General features: G+C 42.9%; 19 protein-coding genes. 10 read left to right on the top strand and 9 right to left on the bottom strand.

From position 1 onward, the window contains the following. The first annotated feature begins 13 nt into the window (after nucleotides 1–13). From HX743_RS01735 to coaE, 3 genes are read left to right on the top strand one after another with little or no spacing between them, the layout of a single operon-like run. On the top strand, nucleotides 14–1,240 hold the full coding sequence (locus tag HX743_RS01735; RefSeq protein ID WP_004975864.1) for a type II secretion system F family protein: 1,227 nt from the start codon (nucleotides 14–16) through the stop codon (nucleotides 1,238–1,240). Continuing rightward, nucleotides 1,240–2,100 (top strand): A24 family peptidase, encoded by an 861-nt coding sequence (locus HX743_RS01730; RefSeq protein ID WP_178318339.1) that lies wholly within the window; start codon nucleotides 1,240–1,242, stop codon nucleotides 2,098–2,100. The genes HX743_RS01735 and HX743_RS01730 overlap by 1 nt, the downstream gene beginning before the upstream one ends. 9 nt (nucleotides 2,101–2,109) lie before the next feature. After that, nucleotides 2,110–2,709 carry a dephospho-CoA kinase gene (coaE, locus tag HX743_RS01725; RefSeq protein ID WP_004975860.1) on the top strand — a complete coding sequence of 200 codons (600 nt, stop codon included), beginning with the start codon at nucleotides 2,110–2,112 and terminating at the stop codon, nucleotides 2,707–2,709. Nucleotides 2,710–2,714: 5 nt separating this feature from the next. On the opposite strand, the gene HX743_RS01720 is transcribed toward coaE, so the two are convergent. The 3 genes from HX743_RS01720 to HX743_RS01710 all read right to left on the bottom strand — a co-directional run bounded on the left by HX743_RS01720 (nucleotide 2,715) and on the right by HX743_RS01710 (nucleotide 4,949). Next, a complete protein-coding gene (locus HX743_RS01720; RefSeq protein ID WP_178318356.1) occupies nucleotides 2,715–3,635 on the bottom strand; it encodes a DMT family transporter in 921 nt (306 codons plus the stop codon). 52 nt (nucleotides 3,636–3,687) lie between these two features. Further along, nucleotides 3,688–4,437 carry a 23S rRNA (guanosine(2251)-2'-O)-methyltransferase RlmB gene (rlmB, locus tag HX743_RS01715; protein ID WP_178318338.1) on the bottom strand — a complete coding sequence of 250 codons (750 nt, stop codon included), beginning with the start codon at nucleotides 4,435–4,437 and terminating at the stop codon, nucleotides 3,688–3,690. Nucleotides 4,438–4,625: 188 nt separating this feature from the next. After that, nucleotides 4,626–4,949, bottom strand: a complete 324-nt coding sequence (locus HX743_RS01710) for a pyrimidine/purine nucleoside phosphorylase (protein WP_004975854.1) — start codon at nucleotides 4,947–4,949, stop codon at nucleotides 4,626–4,628. Nucleotides 4,950–5,441: 492 nt separating this feature from the next. On the opposite strand from HX743_RS01710, the gene recN reads away from it, so the two are divergent. From recN to HX743_RS01690, 4 genes are all read left to right on the top strand, one after another. Next, nucleotides 5,442–7,103 (top strand): DNA repair protein RecN, encoded by a 1,662-nt coding sequence (gene recN / locus HX743_RS01705; protein ID WP_178318337.1) that lies wholly within the window; start codon nucleotides 5,442–5,444, stop codon nucleotides 7,101–7,103. A 111-nt stretch (nucleotides 7,104–7,214) separates the two neighbouring features. Continuing rightward, entirely contained in the window at nucleotides 7,215–7,769 is a 555-nt protein-coding gene (locus tag HX743_RS01700) for a YqgE/AlgH family protein (protein WP_004975844.1), read from the top strand. Then, a complete protein-coding gene (ruvX, locus tag HX743_RS01695; protein WP_104852952.1) occupies nucleotides 7,762–8,205 on the top strand; it encodes a Holliday junction resolvase RuvX in 444 nt (147 codons plus the stop codon). Before HX743_RS01700 ends, ruvX begins: the two co-directional genes overlap by 8 nt. A gap of 150 nt (nucleotides 8,206–8,355) precedes the next feature. Further along, a complete protein-coding gene (locus HX743_RS01690) occupies nucleotides 8,356–9,138 on the top strand; it encodes an IclR family transcriptional regulator (protein WP_004975841.1) in 783 nt (260 codons plus the stop codon). 89 nt (nucleotides 9,139–9,227) lie between these two features. Here the strand turns inward: HX743_RS01690 and HX743_RS01685 are convergent, their stop codons facing one another. After that, complete coding sequence (locus HX743_RS01685) at nucleotides 9,228–9,845, bottom strand: alpha-ketoglutarate-dependent dioxygenase AlkB (protein ID WP_004975838.1); 618 nt, start codon at nucleotides 9,843–9,845, stop codon at nucleotides 9,228–9,230. Nucleotides 9,846–9,987: 142 nt separating this feature from the next. Between HX743_RS01685 and HX743_RS01680 the strand changes: the two genes are divergently transcribed. Further along, nucleotides 9,988–11,790 carry an ABC transporter ATP-binding protein gene (locus HX743_RS01680; RefSeq protein WP_154321120.1) on the top strand — a complete coding sequence of 601 codons (1,803 nt, stop codon included), beginning with the start codon at nucleotides 9,988–9,990 and terminating at the stop codon, nucleotides 11,788–11,790. Between the two features lie 49 nt (nucleotides 11,791–11,839). Here HX743_RS01680 and pgsA read toward each other — a convergent pair whose 3' ends face one another. The 3 genes from pgsA to uvrC form a co-directional block, all read right to left on the bottom strand. Then, nucleotides 11,840–12,427 carry a CDP-diacylglycerol--glycerol-3-phosphate 3-phosphatidyltransferase gene (gene pgsA / locus HX743_RS01675; protein ID WP_004975835.1) on the bottom strand — a complete coding sequence of 196 codons (588 nt, stop codon included), beginning with the start codon at nucleotides 12,425–12,427 and terminating at the stop codon, nucleotides 11,840–11,842. 105 nt (nucleotides 12,428–12,532) lie between these two features. Then, a complete protein-coding gene (locus HX743_RS01670; RefSeq protein WP_178318336.1) occupies nucleotides 12,533–13,327 on the bottom strand; it encodes a thioesterase family protein in 795 nt (264 codons plus the stop codon). A 224-nt stretch (nucleotides 13,328–13,551) separates the two neighbouring features. Beyond that, on the bottom strand, nucleotides 13,552–15,351 hold the full coding sequence (gene uvrC, locus HX743_RS01665; RefSeq protein ID WP_004975832.1) for an excinuclease ABC subunit UvrC: 1,800 nt from the start codon (nucleotides 15,349–15,351) through the stop codon (nucleotides 13,552–13,554). A gap of 185 nt (nucleotides 15,352–15,536) precedes the next feature. On the opposite strand from uvrC, the gene HX743_RS01660 reads away from it, so the two are divergent. Then, on the top strand, nucleotides 15,537–16,601 hold the full coding sequence (locus HX743_RS01660; protein ID WP_178318335.1) for an AAA family ATPase: 1,065 nt from the start codon (nucleotides 15,537–15,539) through the stop codon (nucleotides 16,599–16,601). A gap of 90 nt (nucleotides 16,602–16,691) precedes the next feature. Here HX743_RS01660 and HX743_RS01655 read toward each other — a convergent pair whose 3' ends face one another. Together HX743_RS01655 and lpxO are read right to left on the bottom strand one after the other, a co-directional pair. After that, a complete protein-coding gene (locus HX743_RS01655; RefSeq protein ID WP_131260939.1) occupies nucleotides 16,692–17,108 on the bottom strand; it encodes a PH domain-containing protein in 417 nt (138 codons plus the stop codon). 114 nt (nucleotides 17,109–17,222) lie between these two features. Further along, complete coding sequence (gene lpxO, locus HX743_RS01650; RefSeq protein ID WP_178318334.1) at nucleotides 17,223–18,137, bottom strand: lipid A hydroxylase LpxO; 915 nt, start codon at nucleotides 18,135–18,137, stop codon at nucleotides 17,223–17,225. A gap of 485 nt (nucleotides 18,138–18,622) precedes the next feature. Between lpxO and fadB the strand changes: the two genes are divergently transcribed. Then, a complete protein-coding gene (gene fadB / locus HX743_RS01645; RefSeq protein WP_178318333.1) occupies nucleotides 18,623–20,776 on the top strand; it encodes a fatty acid oxidation complex subunit alpha FadB in 2,154 nt (717 codons plus the stop codon). Nucleotides 20,777–20,782: the final 6 nt, after the last annotated feature.

Here is a 20,782-nt window from a genome sequence, read left to right as displayed (position 1 = left end):
AGGATAAATACGCATGGCTGTCAAAAAAGCACAGATGATGCCCACCTTCGTTTATGAAGGGATTGACCGCAAAGGGGCTAAGTTAAAAGGGGAAATTCCAGCGCGTAATATGGCCTTGGCAAAGGTCACATTGCGTAAACAAGGGATTACCATCAAGACGATTCGCCAAAAGAAAAAGAATATTCTTGAAGGCTTAATGAAAAAACGGGTGTCGACCTTAGACATCACTATTTTCACGCGTCAGCTTGCCACTATGATGAAAGCAGGTGTGCCTTTGGTACAAAGCTTTGAGATTGTTGCCGAAGGTCTTGAAAACCCCGCCATGCGTGAAGTGGTTTTAGGCATTAAAGGTGAAGTGGAAGGCGGGAATACCTTTGCTGGCGCATTGCGTAAATATCCTCAATATTTTGACAACCTATTTTGTTCTTTGGTCGAGTCTGGTGAACAATCGGGTGCCCTAGAAACCATGCTAGATCGTGTCGCGATCTATAAAGAAAAGAGTGAGTTACTCAAACAAAAAATTAAAAAAGCCATGAAATACCCTGCAACGGTCATTGTGGTGGCCGTGATTGTGACCATTATTTTGATGGTGAAAGTCGTACCTGTGTTTGAAGAGTTGTTTAGCTCTTTTGGTGCGGACTTGCCTGCCTTCACTAAAATGGTGGTGAACATGTCACAATGGATGCAGAAATACTGGTTTATTCTGATTATTGTGATTGGGGTCATCATTGCAGGTTTCTTGGAAACTAAAAAACGCAGTAAAAAATTCCGTGACTTCTTAGACAAAGCGGCACTGAAAGCGCCTATTTTTGGTGACTTGGTCTATAAAGCGATTATTGCACGTTATAGCCGTACTTTAGCCACTACTTTTGCTGCTGGTGTACCCTTAATTGATGCCTTGGAATCTACCGCTGGGGCAACCAATAATGTGGTCTATGAAGAAGCCGTGATGAAAATTCGTGATGATGTTGCGACAGGTCAACAGCTACAATTCGCCATGCGTGTCACCAATAAATTCCCGTCTATGGCAGTGCAAATGGTAGCCATTGGTGAAGAATCAGGTGCGCTAGATGCCATGCTAGATAAAGTCGCAACCCACTATGAAAACGAAGTCGACAACGCAGTAGATGGCTTAACCTCAATGATGGAGCCGTTGATTATGTCTGTCTTGGGTATTTTAGTGGGTGGTTTAGTTGTCGCCATGTACCTTCCAATCTTCCAAATGGGTTCTGTGGTTTAATGCAAGAATTAATCGCGTACTTTATCCAAAATCCAACTGCGCTCTATATCGCAGTTGGACTTTTTAGTTTATGTATTGGCAGTTTTTTGAATGTGGTGATTTACCGCACCCCAAAAATGATGGAACAGGAGTGGCGTAATGACTGCCAAATGTTATTACATCCTGAACAAGCCATTATTGATGAAAGTAAAATCACCCTGAGCAAACCTGCATCGACCTGCCCCAAATGTCACCACCCAATTCGTTGGTATCAAAATATTCCTGTGCTGAGTTGGTTGGTATTACGCGGTAAATGTAGCAACTGCCAAAACCTGATCAGCGTACGTTATCCAATGATTGAAGTATTAACCGCTGTTTGCGCCCTGATTGTGCTTGCGGTATTTGGCCCAACTGTACAAATGCTGTTTGGTTTGCTGCTCACTTATACCTTGATTGCACTCACCTTCATTGATTTTGATACACAACTCTTGCCAGACCGTTACACCTTGCCTTTGGCTGCACTGGGTTTGGCGGTTAACAGCTATGCCATCTATACTTCACCGACATCGGCAATTTGGGGCTATGTGATTGGCTTCCTGTGCCTGTGGGTGGTGTATTACCTATTTAAAATCATCACAGGCAAAGAAGGCATGGGCTATGGTGACTTTAAGCTCCTTGCCGCTTTAGGTGCATGGATGGGGCCAATGATGTTGCCTCTGATTGTGCTGCTTTCTTCCTTAGTTGGGGCGATTATTGGCATTATTCTGTTAAAAGTGCGTAAAGAAAACCAACCCTTCGCGTTTGGTCCGTATATCGCCATTGCGGGTTGGATTGCCTTTTTATGGGGCGAGCCAATCATGAAAGTATATTTGGGACAATAAGGACAGCACATGCGTTTTGTTTTGGGTCTAACAGGAGGAATTGGCAGTGGCAAGTCTGCAGCCAGTGCGTGGTTCGAGACCCAAGGCATTGTTGTGGTCGATGCGGATGTTGTTGCACGTGAAGTGGTTGAAAAAGGACAGCCTACCTTAAAGCAAATTCAACAACACTTTGGCGATTGGGTTTTACTTGAAAATGGCGAACTAGATCGTCGCGCATTACGTGAACACATTTTCAAAGAACCAAGTGCACGACAAGCACTTGAAAAAATCACCCACCCTGCAATTCGTGAATCGATTATTCAACAATTAGATACTGCCGACAGTCCCTATGTGGTTTTGGTTTCACCACTCTTGTTTGAAACCAATCAACATCAATTGACCCGACATACATTATTGATTGATGCTACTGAAGCCCTACAAATTCACCGTGCTTCACAACGTGATGGTCAAACGGTTGAGCAAATTCATAAAATTATTCAAGCACAAATGCCACGTGCTGAAAAACAACGCCTAGCCGATGACATTGTGCTAAATGATGGGCATTTAGATCATTTGTATAGCAAACTTGAAGTATTGCATCAGCAGTATTTAAAGCGAGCGATGCAGTAAGCAAATTAATCTGACTGTTGTTTTTGCTGTTCAAGTTGAGCTTTTAAGCTGTCAGGTCGGGCCCACCAACGCCAAGGTTGCAAAGCACCAATCCCCATACCCACCAAGCCACATAAAATTGCTAAACTCAAAGGTTCACCCAATAAAGGGACAGCAAGAATCGCAGCGATAAACGGCGCCAAGGTCACAATACTGCCAGTTTTGAATGCTCCCAAACGCTTAATTGCCTCGACATAGCTAAGTGTTGCGATGATCACCACAAACACTCCATGAAAAATAGTTTGCAGCAATAAATGAATCGGTTCAGGTGTGCTGAGTTGTTTCGGGAAAAACAGTACGTAAATCGGGACATAGACGATTGCCGACCAAATTGCGACACCCGCCATAGCATGCCAAGCGGAAAGCTTCCATTGTCTTAATAAAACCGTAAACACACCCCACCAAATAGCGCTGATAAAAAACAGTCCATCCCCAAGTCCAAAGGCAACACCTGTTTCTTGATACATCAGCGCACTCATACCCGCAATGGCAGTCAGCATAATTACAATACTGATCCAGGTATGTCGGTCAAAAGGCACTCGAAATAATACCCAAGCCGCAATAGCGGTACAAACAGGAATACAACCATTCAGAAAAATAGCAGCATGAGCAGCAGGTACATAATGAAAAGCGCTATACGCAGTCAGGCAATAGCCCACTCCGCCAATCATTGCCAAAATAAAAGGCTCTTTTTTCCATAAAAATGCCGTATCTCTTTTCCAGATGAGAATCGGCATTAAAATACAAAAAGCCAAAGCGAAGCGTAAGGCGGTAATATCCCAAGCGCTGATCTGCCATTGTGCATTCAGCCGAGCAGTTAGGGTAAAACCACCCCAAATACACATGGTAACAAGCACCAAAGCATAACCTTGCTTTTGCGGAGACAGACGAATCACTGTGTTGAAAACATCAATAGAATAGCAAATACAAAATCAGCAATTAAGCCTGACGCTGACGGCAAGCTTCATATAATGCCATGCCTGTTGCAACACTAACATTTAGACTTTGCAAATTACCTGCCATTGGAATAAATACAGTTTGATCACATTGTGACTGGGTAATTGGGCGTAAACCTGTATCTTCTGCCCCCATGACTACGCATACTGCTGTGCCTGTAAAGTCAAATTGCTGAATTGGCAAAGCTTTTTCATCCAGCATCGTACCTACCACGCGCACATTAAACTCTTGTTTCAAATGCGCCAAAGTACGTGCCAAATTGGTCACTTGGATAAATTTGACTTTTTCTGCACCACCTGCAGCTACTTTGCGTGCAGTTGGGGTCAAACTTGCTGAACGATCACGCGGCACAATCACGGCAGTAACCCCCATCGCAGCGGCAGTACGGATACACGCACCTAAATTATGCGGGTCGGTGACTTGGTCGAGCGCCAAAAGTAAAGGCTTACTATCAGTCTGCAACAAGGCATCCAAGTCCTTTTCATTCAGGGTTGGATGTGGGCGCACTGCAGCCACCACTCCTTGGTGAAAAGGCAAACCTGCCAGTTTTTCCAAGCTGTCACGACTGGCTTTTTGCACACTAATGCCAAATGGTTCGGCAAGTTCTAAAATTTTTTGTAAACGCTGATCATCACGCCCTTTTAAGGTAAAAAGAGTTAAGACGCGCTCTGGCTCAAGCTCCAATAATGACTCCACCGAGTGAACGCCATAATAATATTCAGGTTTTGCCATGAACGACCTCTAATTAATGCACCAATAAACCAGCGAAAACGAAAAATCCTGCAAAGCTGACTTTACAGGATTTCAATAAGATCTAGTTTAACCGATTCGGGTGAAAATTTCTTGATTCAATTCCGCTTGATTGGGTGCTCAAGCAGGAGAAAAATGAAATCTTAATTCAATACCCTATTATCGGCTGATTAGCCTTCTAAGTGGCACACGTAATCGAGCACTTCATCGGTTTCGATGCTGAAACGGCTATTGCCAGGCACATAGAACGATTGACCCGCGCGGAATAATTCACTTTCTTCGCTATCGGCAATTTTGACACGACATTCACCTGAAATAATTTCCATACGTTCAGGTACATGCGTTTCGAAAGTCAAGGCTTGTTCAGTCGGTAAAATTACTCCTAAGGTTTTTTTGGTACCGTCTTCAAATTGCACCGTGTGACTGATGCATTGCCCACCAAAATAGACATTCGACTTTTTCACAACTGATACATGATCAAACTGAGCTGACATGCGTGTTCTCCAGGTAACGCGTTTTTATATTTTTGACTGATGTAGTTTAATTCTGTCCTCAGAACTAATCAATCTGTGTTTACAGTGGGCTTTGCGTAAATTGAACAATGTTTCAATACGCAGCATGCAACACGCTGACAGCACAGTCTAAGCCAATGCCAGAGGCATGCAAAGTACTCTGCTCTAGATTCTTCCCCACTAAAGTGCTAAATCTGAATGTGAAACAGATCACGAATAGTATCTATATCGTTTAAGTTCCACCATATCAAGCAGCACCGAAAACTCCCCAAGTGAATATACTGCAATTTAATGACCATCCAATGAAATGATCAACGAGTCTTGCGTTTTATATAGGATGCTTATCGGGTACATTTTTTGTTGTTTGTGCTGCAATTTAAGCTAGAATTAAACAGACGAAAATAACAGCCTTGTTATGGCATTTCCAAAACTTAACTCTCTTTCACTGACACTTTTCGCAGCTTGGATGCGTTTATGCTGACTCATTTAACACTGATTAACTTTGCCCTTGCCGACCACTTAGCACTGGATATTGAAACAGGTTTTAACGTTCTCACAGGGGAAACAGGTGCCGGTAAATCCTTACTATTAGATGCACTCTCTGCCTGTTTAGGTGAACGTACCGATACCAATTATGTGCGTTTTGGCTCAGATAAAGCCGATGTGACTGCGAGTTTCAGTTATCAGAACAATAGCCCTGAAGCACAATGGCTAAAAGAACATGAATTAGATGATGAGTCTGGTGAAATCCATTTACGTCGGGTAATTTTTGCCACAGGACGCAGCAAGGCATGGATTAATGGACGCCCAAGCAGTTTGTCAGAGCTGAAAGAAATTGGACGCTTGCTAGTACAGCTATATAGCCAGCACAGCCAACAACAATTGTTGGAACCGCCTTATCCAAAGCACTGGCTTGATCGTTATTATAATTTTTATACCCCTGCCCAAGCAGTACGTGATGCTTATAGTACCTGGCAAAAAAATATCCGACAGCATCAGGCAGCGCTGGATGCACAGGCAACTCGCAAGCAGCGCATCGAAACCCTAAACTTACAACTCGAAGAACTCGAAGAACTGGTACAAATAGATTATAAGGAGATTGAACAAGAGTTTGATCGCCTAAGCCATCATGAACATATCATGCAGGACTGCAGTTATAGCTTAAATGCCTTAGACGAAGCCGAGCAAAATATCACTCAGGAAATTGCTTCGATTATTCGCCGCTTGGAATCTCATGCGGGACGCAGTGAACAATTATCAGAAATTTATAACTCATTGTTAAATGCGCAAAGTGAATTAGATGATGCGACAGCCAATTTACGTCAGTTTATTGATCGTCAAAGCTTTGACCCTGAACGCATGGAAGAACTGAATCAAAAATTAGAAGTCTTTCATCGTTTAGCGCGTAAATACCGCACACAACCTGAATTATTAAAACAAGAATTTGATACTTGGCAAACTGAGCTCACTGCTTTACATGAACTTGAAGACCCTGAAACTTTGGCAGAACAAGTCGAAGTGGCACATCAGGACTTTTTAGCCAAAGCACAACATTTAGATGACATCCGTCGTGAAGCAGCCGCACCACTTGCCAAACAACTGACCGAGCAAGTCAAACAGTTGGCACTGCCTGAGGCACATTTTGAATTTAAGTTTGAACCTTTAGAGCAGGTTTCTGCGGAGGGGTTAAGTTTTATTCAACTACTGTTTACTGCCAACAAAGGTATTCCTGCTCAGCCATTAGCACGTGTGGCTTCTGGTGGCGAATTATCGCGGATTGCCTTGGTCATGCAAGTCATGAATGCCGAAAAAACCGAAGCTGAAGTTTTGGTTTTTGATGAAATTGATGTCGGGATTAGTGGTGGTACCGCAGAAATTGTGGGGCGCTTACTCGCAGGTTTGGCGCAACACGTTCAAATTTTATGTATTACCCACCAAGCACAAGTGGCAGCACAGTCTGATCAACACCTTTTAGTGAAAAAGCGTCAGACCGACCCTGCCAGCAGCACCATTGTTGAATTAGAAGAAGATGCGCGTATTTTAGAATTGGCACGCATGACAGGCGGCGTTGAAATTAATGACACCACCCTGCAACACGCCAAACAATTACGCCAATTGAAGTTTCAACAGGCTTAAAAACCAACGCTGTCACAAAAAGAGCTTGGTGAAATCACAAAGCTCAAGTAACGTGTATCCTAAAGGAATAGGTTTTTCTAGAAGCAACTGTTTTTAAGGAGAATTGCTTAGGTGACTAAACAATATCTGACGCATCGCTGTCTCATAGCCCCGCCCGATATGAATGATGAGTTTTTTGCAAACACCGTCATCTATTTGGCACGTCATGATGAAGACGGTGCGCAAGGCATTATTATCAACCGTCCATCGGGTATCCAAATCAAAGAATTACTCAATGATTTAGATATAGACGCAGATAATGTGCATCCTCACGAAGTTCTACAAGGTGGTCCATTACGACCTGAGGCAGGTTTTGTTTTACACACAGGGCAGCCAACTTGGCATTCATCTATCGCTGTTGGTGAAAATGTCTGTATCACCACCTCTAAAGATATTTTAGATGCGATTGCCCACAACGAAGGCGTTGGACGTTACCAAATTGCCTTGGGCTATGCCAGTTGGGGCAAACAGCAACTGGAACAAGAAATTGCCCGTGGCGATTGGCTCATTTGTGAATCGGACATGGACTTGATTTTCAATTTACCTTATGACGACCGTTGGGATGCCGCTTATCGTAAAATGGGCGTAGATCCAACATGGTTATCTTCAGAGATTGGTCATGCCTGAAACAACACAAGCCCAAACCATTATGGCATTTGACTTCGGTACGCAAAAAATGGGCATGGCTGTGGGGCAGGCACTGATTGAAAGTGCGACCCCTCTCGCCCTCTTCCCCATGAAAGATGGCATTCCACAATGGGAAAACTTGCTGAAAATCATCAAGCAACATCAGCCACAATTATTTCTAGTGGGCTTACCTTTAAATATGGATGATAGCGAGTCGGAACTGTCTACCCGTGCACGTAAGTTTGCCAGACGCTTACGCCATCAAAGCAATATCAACACCCTAATGGTCGATGAACGCCTAACCACACGTGAAGCACGTGATGAGCTTGATCATTATCAAGCCCAAGGGCGTGGCAAAAAGCTCGCAGCCGACAGTCTTGCCGCAGCACTATTGATTGAAAGCTGGTATCGTGAGCCTCACGGCATTCAGCCTTAAATCCTGTTTCTGAATAGATAACAACGACAAACGAAAGAATTGGGATATTGATCGTTAGAATGCCTAAGATCATCTTTAAAAAGTCTATTGGTCTGGCGATTTTTTGATATAAAGTGACACCATCCTTTTGGTGTGAATGGGTAAATCCGCATGGCACTGTCTAGCTTTGGCAAGATTCTCACAGTCTTAGACTTATTTTCAACCGCACGTCCTGTCATTAATGTAGATACCATTAGTGAGGAACTCGGTTTATCTAAGCCCACCAGTTACCGCTATTTAAAAGAGTTGGTTTCGGCAGAGTTGTTGCAGCGCATGAGTGGCACATCGGGAGATTACACCCTAGGGCCAAAAATTGCAGTATTGGATTTTATCTCTCGCACGACCGATCCATTGGTCACCATCAGTATTCCGTTTATGAAAAAAATTGCGGAACGTACTGAATTTTGCTGTTTGCTGACCCAACTCAATCAAGATTCCTGCATTGATGTGCATCACGAAATCTTTAAAGATACGCCTTTGCTGTCTTATGGTCGCGGCTGCCCACGTCCTGTTTATGTCGGCTCATCGCCAAAAATTATTATGGCACATCTGCCTAAAGCTAAAATTTTAGACTATTACCAACGTTTTTCTAACGAATTGGCACAAGTCAATTTTGCACAAGATGAAGATGACTTTTTGCAGCAAATGCGCAAAATCAAAAAACAAGGCTATTATTTTTCTAACGGCGAACTCGATGCAGAAATTGCAGGCTTATCTGTACCGATTCGTTTTTCATCTAAAGATGCACCTTATGCATTGACGCTGCTGGCATCTAAAAACCGTTTTGAATTTGTCAATTTGCAAAAACTGATTGAAATTTTGCAGGACAATGCAGAACAAATTGAAAAACAGGTGGAAGTACTGAATACCAGTTTTAGTATAGAACTCACTTAAAGATTTAGGTTATTGATACCTTAAAGCACTGAATTTAAATACAATTAAAATTTATTCCTGAATAAGGATTTAGAGTGCTAAATCAAGTTTTATTCAATAGCCGTGTGAAAATAGCGAAAGGTCAGATTAATTCTGGGTTGTATAATTTTATTGGACTTCATTAAGGCATGTTTCCAATAGTGTTGTGTCGTGCCACGCATGACCAACAACTGACCGCTGTGCAACAGTAGCTCAACCTTGTTGGCGCGGTGTTTATGCTGAAAACAAAATTTACGGGTTGCCCCCAAACTCAAAGATGCAATGACAGCGTGTCTGCCTAAATTCGGCTCATCATCACTGTGCCAACCCAAGCCCTGCGTACCATCTTGATATAAATTGGCCAAACATGAATTAAAGGGATGCCCGACCCACTGTTCAATTTGCTGTTTCAATCGCCACAAAGCAGGCTGCCATAGCAGTGCCTGCTTAACTGCTCCCGAATAACGATATTGATACTGCTCATCGCCATACCATACCACTTGGCGCTGTGTCCGATAATACTGACCAAAGAGCAGACCTTCATCAGGCTGCCATGCCAAATGTTGCAGAAAATACTGCAAATAACGCTCACTATGCTCCGCACTCAGCACCAAACCATAGTCCTGCACAATGCCGTCATAAGGCAGTACGTTGTCACAACGCTCAGGTGCAAACAATTCTAGATTCATGGTCATTCCTATGCTGAATAGCTTATTGTTTAATCTAAAACAAGGATCAGGACTGCTCACAAAATGACACAGCTTTTTGGCTTGTGAGTCGTGAAGTTCATCCTTAGACTTAAAATCATCGTTCTTATAACAATAATAGCTTATGAATTTATGGCATTTATTTCAAAAATTGCGTCCCTTCGTTCGACCTTATCAGCTCTTGGTGATTGCTACCTTAGTTTTAACGCTCATCGGCTCATTAACAGCTCAAGTCAATGCACTAACTTTACAATACGCTGTTGACCGTATTAACGCCTTAATTGAGGCAGGACAAGGTCTGTCTGCAGGCTGGCACATTTTAATCACCATTTCAGCCATTTTGCTGGGTAAAGAAATCATCAATGCCTTTGTGCAGTTTGGACAGAAGTTTTATGGTGAAAAACTACGCATTTTTGTGTCACAAGATTTGGCACAGGGCATTATTGAGAAATTTTTGCGTTATCGACTGGCCTTTTTTAATCAGGACAACAACCAAGCAGGTAAATTACAAACACGTATAGATCGTGGCATTGGTTCGCTCACCCGCTTAGTGCAAATTTTCTTTATTGATATTTTGCCACTCTTTACCAGTGCAATTGTGGCTTTGGGCTTAATGTATTATGCCAATTTTTATGTGGGCTTGGTCGCGACACTCATTGTGCCTATTTATTTTTGGCTGACCTATCAGCAGGCACAAAAACTAGGAAGCTGGCGACGTAATTTACGTGATGGACGTGAGAAAAAAAGCCAAGGGATTCTCAGCATCATCAACTCAATTACCGTGATTAAATCATTTAACAGAGAAAGCATCGAAGCAGAAAAACAACTCACCCTGCAGAAAAAACTGACCCACAATCAAATGCAGACCCGCCAAACCAGTTTTTTATTTGATGGTTTAAAAAGCTTTATTGAACAAATTGGCGTGGTGCTGATTATTATTTTAACTGCTTATTTTGTGTTAGATAGACAAATGAGCATCGGCATGATCATGTATCACGTGTTGCTGTTTGGCAATGTTTCTGCCCCAATTCGCTCATTGCATCGTATTTATGATGAAGTCAATGATGCAATGATCTATTCAGAAAGCTTCTTTCAAATTTTGGAAGCCGAGCATGAAATTGAGCCAAGTGGTACGCTTAAACCAGTTATTCGAGGGCAGTTTGATCTGCAACAGGTAAACTTTTTTTATCCGAATGGACATCATGCACTCAAAGACATTCAAATGCAGATTCAGCCCAATAAAATTACCGCATTGGTGGGATTGTCGGGAGCAGGAAAATCGACCCTGATCAGTTTATTAGATAAATTCTATGAACCACAACAGGGAACAATTCAGCTCGATGGGATTGATATTAACCACATCGACACTCAATATTTGCGTGACCATATCGGCTTGGTTTTGCAAAAAAATCATATTTTCCAAGGCTCTATTTTTGAAAATATTCGTTATGGCAAAACTGATGCAAGCTTGGAAGATGTGATTCTGGCAGCCCAAAAAGCCTCTATTCACGAACAAATTTTGCAATTGCCTCAGGCTTATGACGCAGATGCCCTCATGCTTTCAGGCGGTCAACAACAACGGATTGCCCTGGCTCGAATGTTCCTGAAAAATCCACCTATTATTTTTTTAGATGAACCGACTGCTAGTCTGGATGCCATTGCAACCGAACAAATCAAACAAAGCCTCGATGAAATCAAACAAGGGCGTACGGTCATCATCATTTCACATAGCTTATCGCAAATTATTGATGCCGATTACACCTATGTCATGAAAGATGGCAGGATTGCGGAACATGGCGAACATGATGCGCTTTATCATCAAAATGGGGTTTATAAAGAAATTTTTGATGCGATGGCAAAAAGTTTAAATATTGAAAAAATTGCCAAAACTTATGAGGATGATGCCGAGGAAGAAACCCATAGTTAATCAAAAAGTGCTTCAATCAGAAGCACTTTTTAATGAAGAATCACGATATTTAAGGTTGTTTCAAATATGGCCATGCCGCTTTTAAATAAATAAACATCGACCAAAGCGTTAGAATTACAGCAGTATAGAGCAACAAATAAGCCACCATTTCCAATGGTTGCCAGTTCAATAAGAACACTGAAATCGCAATCATTTGGAATGCTGTTTTATATTTCCCCACTGTAGACACCGCCACACTGGTACGTGCGCCGAGTTCAGCCATCCACTCTCGTAAGGCAGATACGGTAATTTCACGGGAAATAATTACAATCGCGGCAAAAGCCATAGAAATAGTCGGTTGCCATTGCACTAAAACAATCAATGCCGCAGCGACCATAAGTTTATCGGCCACAGGGTCTAAAAAGCGCCCAAATGCAGAGGTCTGATTCAAAGTGCGTGCCAAATAGCCATCAAACCAGTCGGTCACAGCAGCAATCACAAAAATAGACGTCAAAATAATATGACGCGTCATGCCACCATCATAACCATTTACGCCCATTGCAGGCGGCCAATACGCCACCAACAAAAAAACAGGAATCAAGGCGATTCGAGCCAAAGTTAATATATTTGGAATGTTCAGGATACGACCTGTTGTCATAGACACCGCCAATGTTTCCCCTCTTTACGCTGCATATTCACAAGTTTTTTGAGGATTTGTCATCGTGAATAGGCTTCACTTTATACGAAATGCTAGTAGGTGTCACTAGGCAAACACGGTGATGGTCTGTCGGGCAATCGCTATTAGCCGATCCTGATCATCCCATAAGTGCGCATATTCTGTGGCATAACCACCGCTAGCATGATCGGTAAAAACTTTATATTTCATCCAATCTTGCAGCTGATTTTGCAAAGGATTGACATAGGTCACATGCCAAGTCAGTGAACTGGCAGGAGCGAGCTGCTCAAACATCGGCAGTACTCCAGGCGGCCACATATCAAAAGCCACCATCAAATCGGCAATGGTCATGGCACGATTCGTATGCTGTTTTGGGTTAAAACGCATCCAGCCTGCAAAATCAGGTTTATGACTAGCAGTAAACGGATATTGTCCTTCAGACCAAACCAAATCCATCTGCTGAAAACATTCAGGTGCTAAAGGATGATGCTGTGTAACAGGCAATTCCGTTGCAGGTGGAAAATTGGGCGCAGTACGTTCTTGTTGCACCACAATGCTGGATTCACGTGCCGCACCAAAACTGGCAATTAAAATGCTTTGTACTGCATCATCCTGCCACAAACGCACCTCAATGCTAGTGACTGACTTACCCTGCCGCAGAATTTCAGCTGTAAGACGTGCCCGACCTTGTTGTACAGGTCCAACAAAAGTCACGCTGCTACTGAGTAAGCGCTTTTCAGGATCAGCAATACAATACTGAGCTTTTTGCATCATCAAGCCTGCCACCAACCCACCATAAATGGTGCGTCCTTGTAACCAACCCTGCGGAATATCGATCCATTCTTGTTCGGCAATGGCTTGATAGGTCTGTAGCAACGACATAGCTTTTCCTTAAACAATGTTGTGGTTGATATTACAGGGTTTCGATCTGATGTGAATGTTCAATGACGACAGAGTCAATGCACTTTTTTGCTATTTACCTTTGTAGAAAATACTGCTTTTTATGCAGTAAATAGGGTCTGTTGACAATTCGTCTATGTTTGCGACGTGAGAGATATATCTCGCAAGATTTTTAGCTAATATAAGGCATGAGGCAGGAAATTTAGTCATTCATGCAGCACTTTATAAATCGTACGCGCCATTACTTCACCCAGTCCGGGTACTAAAGTCAACTCTTTTTCAGAAGCTTTCAGGACACCTTGTATGCCACCAAAATGGGTGAGTAAATCACGACGACGTTTTGGCCCTAAGCCCGGAATCACTTCAAGTATTGATGAGCCACGTTTTTTATCGCGCTTGGCACGGTGCTTGGTAATTGCAAATCGGTGTGCTTCATCACGTACCTGCTGAATCAAATGCAGCGCCTTATGATCTTCAGGCAGCTGAATTTTGCTGCCATCGGTAAAATGTAGCGTTTCTAGACCAGGTTTGCGTCCTTCGCCTTTGGACACCCCAATCATAAAGGCATCCAATCCTAACTCCTGCATGACCTCCATCGCCATATTCAACTGCCCTTTACCGCCATCAATCAGCAATAAATCGGGCAGCATGGCTTTTTTATAACGGCGCGTTAAAGCTTGGCGCATGGCAGCATAGTCATCTCCAGCCTGAATATCCTGAATTGAAAATTGTCGATAATCACGTTTGCGAATACCACCACTGTCAAATACCACGCAAGATGCCACAGTGTCTTCGCCCATAGTGTGCGAAATATCAAAACATTCAATCCGATCAATCGGGCGTCCAACCACTTGCTCTAACTGATGAAAACGCTCATTTAATTCAAAGTGATTGGCGAGTTTACCTTTAATGGCATGCTGCACATTCATTTGTGCCAATTCTTGCCACTCGGCACGGGTTTCACGCACTTTATGTTTAATTTGAATTTTTTTATCGAAGTGTTGCTGTAAGGCTTGTTCCAACTCTTTGCAATCTGCCACTTCCACATTAACAATCAATTCCGCTGGAATTTCATCGGCCACCTGAAAGTAAAAGTTGGCAATAAAATCGGCCAACATTTGCCCCAAATCATCGCCCAACATATCAGGAAAATAGCTTTTACCGCCCAGCATTTTGCCATTGCGCACATGCATAATTTGCACACAGGTCACACCTGCCTGATAAGCAATTGCGATAATATCGGCTTCGCCTTTGAGTTTATAAATGGCTTGCTGTGCCTGCACATCACGCAACAAAGCCATACGGTCACGGTAAAAGACTGCTTTTTCAAATTCCAACGCTTCGGCTGCAGCTTCCATTTTAGCAATCAATTGCTGATTCAGTTCTTTACTATCGCCCTGTAAAAATCGAATCGAATTATTAACATCTTCTTTATATTCTTCGGGCGAAATCAATCCTACACACGGTGCCGAACAGCGTTTGATCTGATATTGCAAACACGGACGCTGCCGTTGAGCAAAATAACTGTTTTCACACTGCCGCACATTAAACAGTTTTTGTAACACCACCAAAGTATCGCGGGCATTGTACGCACTCGGATAAGGCCCAAAAAACTTGCCTATCTGATGCTTGCCTTTGCCGCGTCCACTGGCAATACGCGGATAAGGCTGATCTGCCGACACAAAAATATAAACATAGGACTTATCATCGCGCAGCATAATATTGTACGGTGGACGATGCAGCTTAATCAGATTTTGTTCAAGCAATAACGCTTCAGTTTCGGAACGCACCACCAAAGTTTCAATATCATAAATACGCGCCACTAAAGCCTGCGTTTTAGGATGCTCGATGGTTTTGACAAAATAACTCGACACTCGGTTTTTTAAATTTTTGGCTTTGCCGACATATAACAACTCCCCGTCTTTACCCAACATACGGTAAACCCCTGGCAATTGGGTCATATTTGCCAAAATTTTCTCGATATGCTCACCTGCGTTTGGGTTCACGAGTCATCCTATTCTTGCTACATTCTTTACATGATGTGCTGCTTTATCTGATTTTTTCAAGCTTTATCCTGTGGCATAGCGCATGATCTATCCACTAAAACGATCAGCTCAGTGCTAAAAACGATCAGTCGGCAACACAAGATTTGCTATGCTCAGGCATCTTGTCAGCAGAAGGAAAGTGCAGGATGACGACCGCACCACACGGCATACCGACCATTCAATCCGCAACGTCCCAGCCGATCAGTACACATCAGTATGTATCCGCCAAAGACCGTTTGATTGGCAAGCCGCGCTTTCATTTTGAACCTACACAAGTCATGCAATTGTTACGTCAACGGATTATTGGACAAGATGCAGCGCTGAATGAAATCGAAAAAATGCTGTATGTGGTCAAGGCCGATTTCTCCAGCACAGAGCGACCACTTTCAGTGACTTTAATGCTTGGCCCGACAGGTGTTGGCAAGACCGAAACGGTGCGCCTGATTGCCGAAGCCATTTATGGTCGCCCCGATGCCTTCTGCCGCATTGATATGAATACCTTGGCGCAGGAACACTATGCGGCTGCACTCACAGGCGCGCCTCCTGGCTATGTCGGCTCTAAAGAAGGCCATAGTTTATTTGATGAAACTGCGATTGCAGGTTCGCACACCCGCCCAGGCATTATGCTGTTTGATGAACTGGAAAAAGCCTCAAGCGAAGTGATACGTGGCTTAATGAATGTGCTAGATACAGGCAAACTGACCCTGACTGCAGGCACCAAAACCATCGACTTTCGCAATTGCATGATTTTTATGACCAGCAATGTGGGTGCTCAAGCCGCACAACAATACTTAGATAAATTGAATCTGTTGCCGCAAAAAGTACAACAACTGTGCTTAAAACGCATGCCCACACAACGGATCATTGAAAAAGTCATGCAGCGTAAATTTGACCCTGAATTTTTAAATCGGATTGACCGTAGTTTGCATTATCAAGCGGTATCTGCTGATGCCCTGCCGCAATTGGTTGAAATTGAATTGGAAAAGTTAAACCATCGCCTGCAGCATCAACAGCGCCAAGTCGAACTGACTGCAGCAGCTAAAGCCTATTTTTATCAGGGGCATGATATTCGTTACGGCGCACGGCATTTGGGGCGCAAAATTCGTACCGAACTTGAGCCTATTTTAGCTTTGTATTTTTTAAGTCATCCTGAAAAATCGGAAATATGGGTAGATTGCAGTGCAAATCAATTGCACCTCAAAATAGAATAAACCCGCGACTTATACTGCGTGAATCTTGAGAATGCCACTCTGCTCATCCTCAAAGTTTTGATGCTTATTTTTGCTTTAAAAGCCTAGGGATTAGTCGGTAATTTCCATTCCCAAGGCTTGACTAAATTTGGTCTGATCTTTAGGTGAAACCAATACAAATTTTGGCTGCCCCGCTAGAAGATAATCAATTTTTAAACGCTTCAGCGACAAAGCAGGTGACGCTACCGAATTATTGGTTTTAGATATTTTTTGAATACTGTCGCGTGGAATGTCCCATTTTAAAAACATGCAACGGATCTGCAAGCGTTCTGCATCGACCTGATAGCGCGTATTGAACACAGGCCACCACAACACAAAAATGGTAATGAAATACACCCCTGTGTGCACAGGAAATGCTGGCATCGTGCCTTTGGCGTACATGGTCAGCAATAACTGAATCAATAGACCAGACATACAAATCACAAAAGCCAAAACCCACCAATCTTTTTTAGAACGAAACGTTTGCATAAAAATTCCCCTATTTGCTTCATTCTATACATAAAAATAGGCGGGAATTAAAGTGCGTTGCTGAAATTGCTCAAAAATGTCATAAAAAAACGCCCCGAAAGGCGTTGCGATACTTTAAAACACATAAGGGCGAATAAAAATTAAGAAGAAAATCCCCAGCATTAAAAACCATTTTAAGAAATAGTACACACGACTATTTTTAGCTTTTAAAGCCTTGGCTTTTAAACGCACTTGATAGACATAGCCAAAGACTTTATTTAAGCCACCCGTCTGATCGCCTGCTTCATTCGGAGAGCTTGCTGCGGTCATCACATTTTTGCCAAACCAGTGATTAAACTTTTGCATCCAGCGAGATTTTAACGGACGCTCGACATCGGCAAAGAAAATAATACGGTTTTGAGAAGTGCCATTTTCAGCATAGTGAATATAGGTTTCATCAAACACCACACTTTCACCATCACGCCATGAATACCGCTCACCATCGACATCAATAAAACAACGGTCATCATTTGGTGTCATCAATCCCAAGTGGTAACGCAATGAACCTGCATACGGGTCGCGATGACGCACTAAACGACTGTCGGGCGCTAGTTCAGTAAACATCGCCGCCTTAATGCTAGGCAAAGTTTTTAATAATGCTGTGGTTTTTGGACATAATTCTGCTGCTGATGGATGCGCGGAGTCATACCATTTTAAGTAAAAGCGCTTCCAGCCTGTTTTAAAGAATGAGTTAAAACCCAAATCATCGTAAGTACTTGAAGCTTTAATACCACCCTGTTCATATAAAGCTTTGGCTTCATCACGAATCATTTCCCAATTGTCATCCAAAACCTTTAAATCTTGAAAGTGCTGGGTGTCGATATACGGTTGATTTGGTACTTTAGAGAACAAATACATTAAATAGTTGATCGGTGCGAGGATGGTAGAATGGTCAAAAAACTGACGATAAAAACTATGACGCACCTTGCCGCGCTGTTGAATATACAGCGCTGAAGCGATAAAAATCGCCAAAATAATCCACTTCAACATAGAACAACCTAAATTGCTGAAAACAGCTAAAATTCAAAATGTCGCATATTCTACTCAATTTCAGCGCATGAGGTCATAGCAGAAAATAGAACACAGCATTGCAAATCGCTATCCCCCCTATCCAGCTTCACGCTTTAAAACATCACCATCCAAACGATGGATTTACTTTTCTGTCCAAAACAACCCACTGATAACATCTATTTATCAAGCTTTTCTAAATCGAAAATGCAATACAACCTGATTAAAAATAAAAGAGAAAACAATCACTTTCATCTTTCTTTAAACATAGGATTTTAAAATCGGGTCAAAAAGCAATTCCGAGCTATGAGAAAAATCATGACCCTTGCGTCACGGCTTGATACAACTTGCTATATTTTTTTTCGATATAGTTATCGTAAGATTAGCGAGGCATATATGTGTGCAGGACTATCGCACACGCTTCATAACATCAACTTAGAAGTCCTCCAAAATAAAGGAGATCAGGCATGATCCACGCTGGCAATGCCATTACCGTCCAAATGCTTTCGGACGGAATTGCAGAATTCCGCTTTGACTTACAAGGTGAGTCGGTCAACAAATTTAACCGTGCAACGATTGAAGACTTTAAAGCTGCGATTGAGGCTGTTAAAGCAAACAATGAAGTGAAAGGTTTAATCGTCACTTCTGCGAAATCAACCTTTATCGTGGGTGCAGACATCACCGAATTTGGCGCAAACTTCGCTCAAGGCGAACAAGCCATTGTGGATTGGGCATTGCCTGTTCACGACATCTTCAATGCTTTTGAAGATTTAGAAATTCCTAAAGTTGCTGCAATCAATGGTATGGCATTGGGCGGTGGCTTTGAAATGTGTTTGGTATGTGACTACCGTGTCATGTCAGACCAAGCACAAGTGGGCTTACCAGAAATCAAACTCGGTATTTTCCCAGGCTTTGGTGGTACGGTTCGTTTAAGCCGCGTTATTGGTATCGACAATGCGGTTGAATGGATGGCAATGGCCAACCCTAAACGTCCTGATGCTGCACTTAAAGACGGTGCTGTAGATGCTGTAGTTGCTGCAGACAAATTGCAAGATGCTGCGCTTGACTTGGTTAAACAAGCCATTGCAGGTCGTTTGGACTGGAAAGCAAAACGTCAGGAAAAATTAGACCCTGTTAAATTGAACCCACTTGAACAAATGATGGCGTTCAACACAGCAAAAGGTGCGGTACTAGCAAAAGCAAACCCTGCACAATACCCTGCGCCAAAATTGATGCTTGATTCTTTACAAGCAGGTGCAAGCTTGCCACGTAACGAAGCGCTTAAAGCTGAAGCTGAAGGCTTTGCCAAAGCGGCTGTAACACCACAAGCAGGTGCGTTGATTGGTTTATTCATCAACGACCAAGTGGTGAAGAAAACTTCTAAGAAATATGAAAAAGGTGCACACCCTGTCAACCAAGCGGCTGTTCTAGGCGCAGGTATCATGGGTGGTGGTATTGCTTACCAAGCTGCAAGCAAAGGCACACCAATCATCATGAAAGACATTGGTAATCCGCAACTTGCTTTGGGTATGAAAGAAGCCAATGGCTTATTGACCAAACAAGTTGAACGCAAAAAGTTAACCCCTGCAAAAATGGGTGAAACTTTGGCACGTATCCGCCCAACTTTAAGCTACGACGAGTTTAAAGAAGTGGATATCGTGATTGAAGCCGTGACTGAAAATCCGAAAGTCAAAGGCATTGTGTTGGCTGAAACTGAGAAATCAGTACGTGAAAACACCATTATCGCGTCAAATACATCCACCATTTCGATTACACGTTTGGCAGAAAACCTACAACGTCCAGAAAACTTTGTCGGGATGCACTTCTTTAACCCAGTGCACATGATGCCATTGGTGGAAGTAATTCGTGGTGAAAAAACTTCACCTGAAGCAATTGCGACCACTGTGGTGCTTGCTCAGAAAATGGGTAAAACACCAATCGTAGTGAACGACTGCCCAGGCTTCTTGGTGAACCGCGTATTGTTCCCTTACTTTGGTGCATTTGACCTTCTATTGAAAGACGGTGCTGACTTCCAACAAGTCGACAAAGTCATGGAAAAATTCGGCTGGCCTATGGGTCCTGCTTACCTAATCGACGTTGTTGGTATCGACACGGGCGTTCACGGTGCAGAAGTCATGGCAGAAGGTTTCCCAGACCGCATGAAGCCAGACTATAAAGGCTCAATCCAAGTCATGTACGAAAACAAACGTCTTGGTCAAAAGAATGACGTCGGTTTCTACAAATATGAATTGGATCGTAAAGGCAAAAAAGCCAAAGTGGTTGATCCAACTGCATACGAGCTTGTGGCATCTGTTGCAACTGCTGAAAAACGCGAGTTTGATGCGCAAGAAATCATTGACCGTATGATGCTTGCTTTCTGTAACGAAACTGTTCGTTGCTTAGAAGACAACATTGTGGCAACACCATCTGAAGCAGATATGGCGATGATTATGGGTGTAGGCTTCCCTCCATTCCGTGGTGGTCCATGCCGTTACATCGACCAAACAGGTGTTGCTGAATACGTTGCGCTTTGCGACAAATATGCACATTTAGGAAAAGCTTATGAAGCGCCACAAATGTTGCGTGACATGGCTGCTAACAACAAAAAATTCTACGGTTAAGGAGCA

The sequence above is a fragment of the Acinetobacter sp. Swhac1 genome (genome assembly GCF_013390985.1).
GTDB lineage: Bacteria > Pseudomonadota > Gammaproteobacteria > Pseudomonadales > Moraxellaceae > Acinetobacter > Acinetobacter towneri.
The sequence above is the reverse complement of the archived record's forward strand: the minus strand, read 5'-3'. Positions and strand labels throughout refer to the sequence as shown.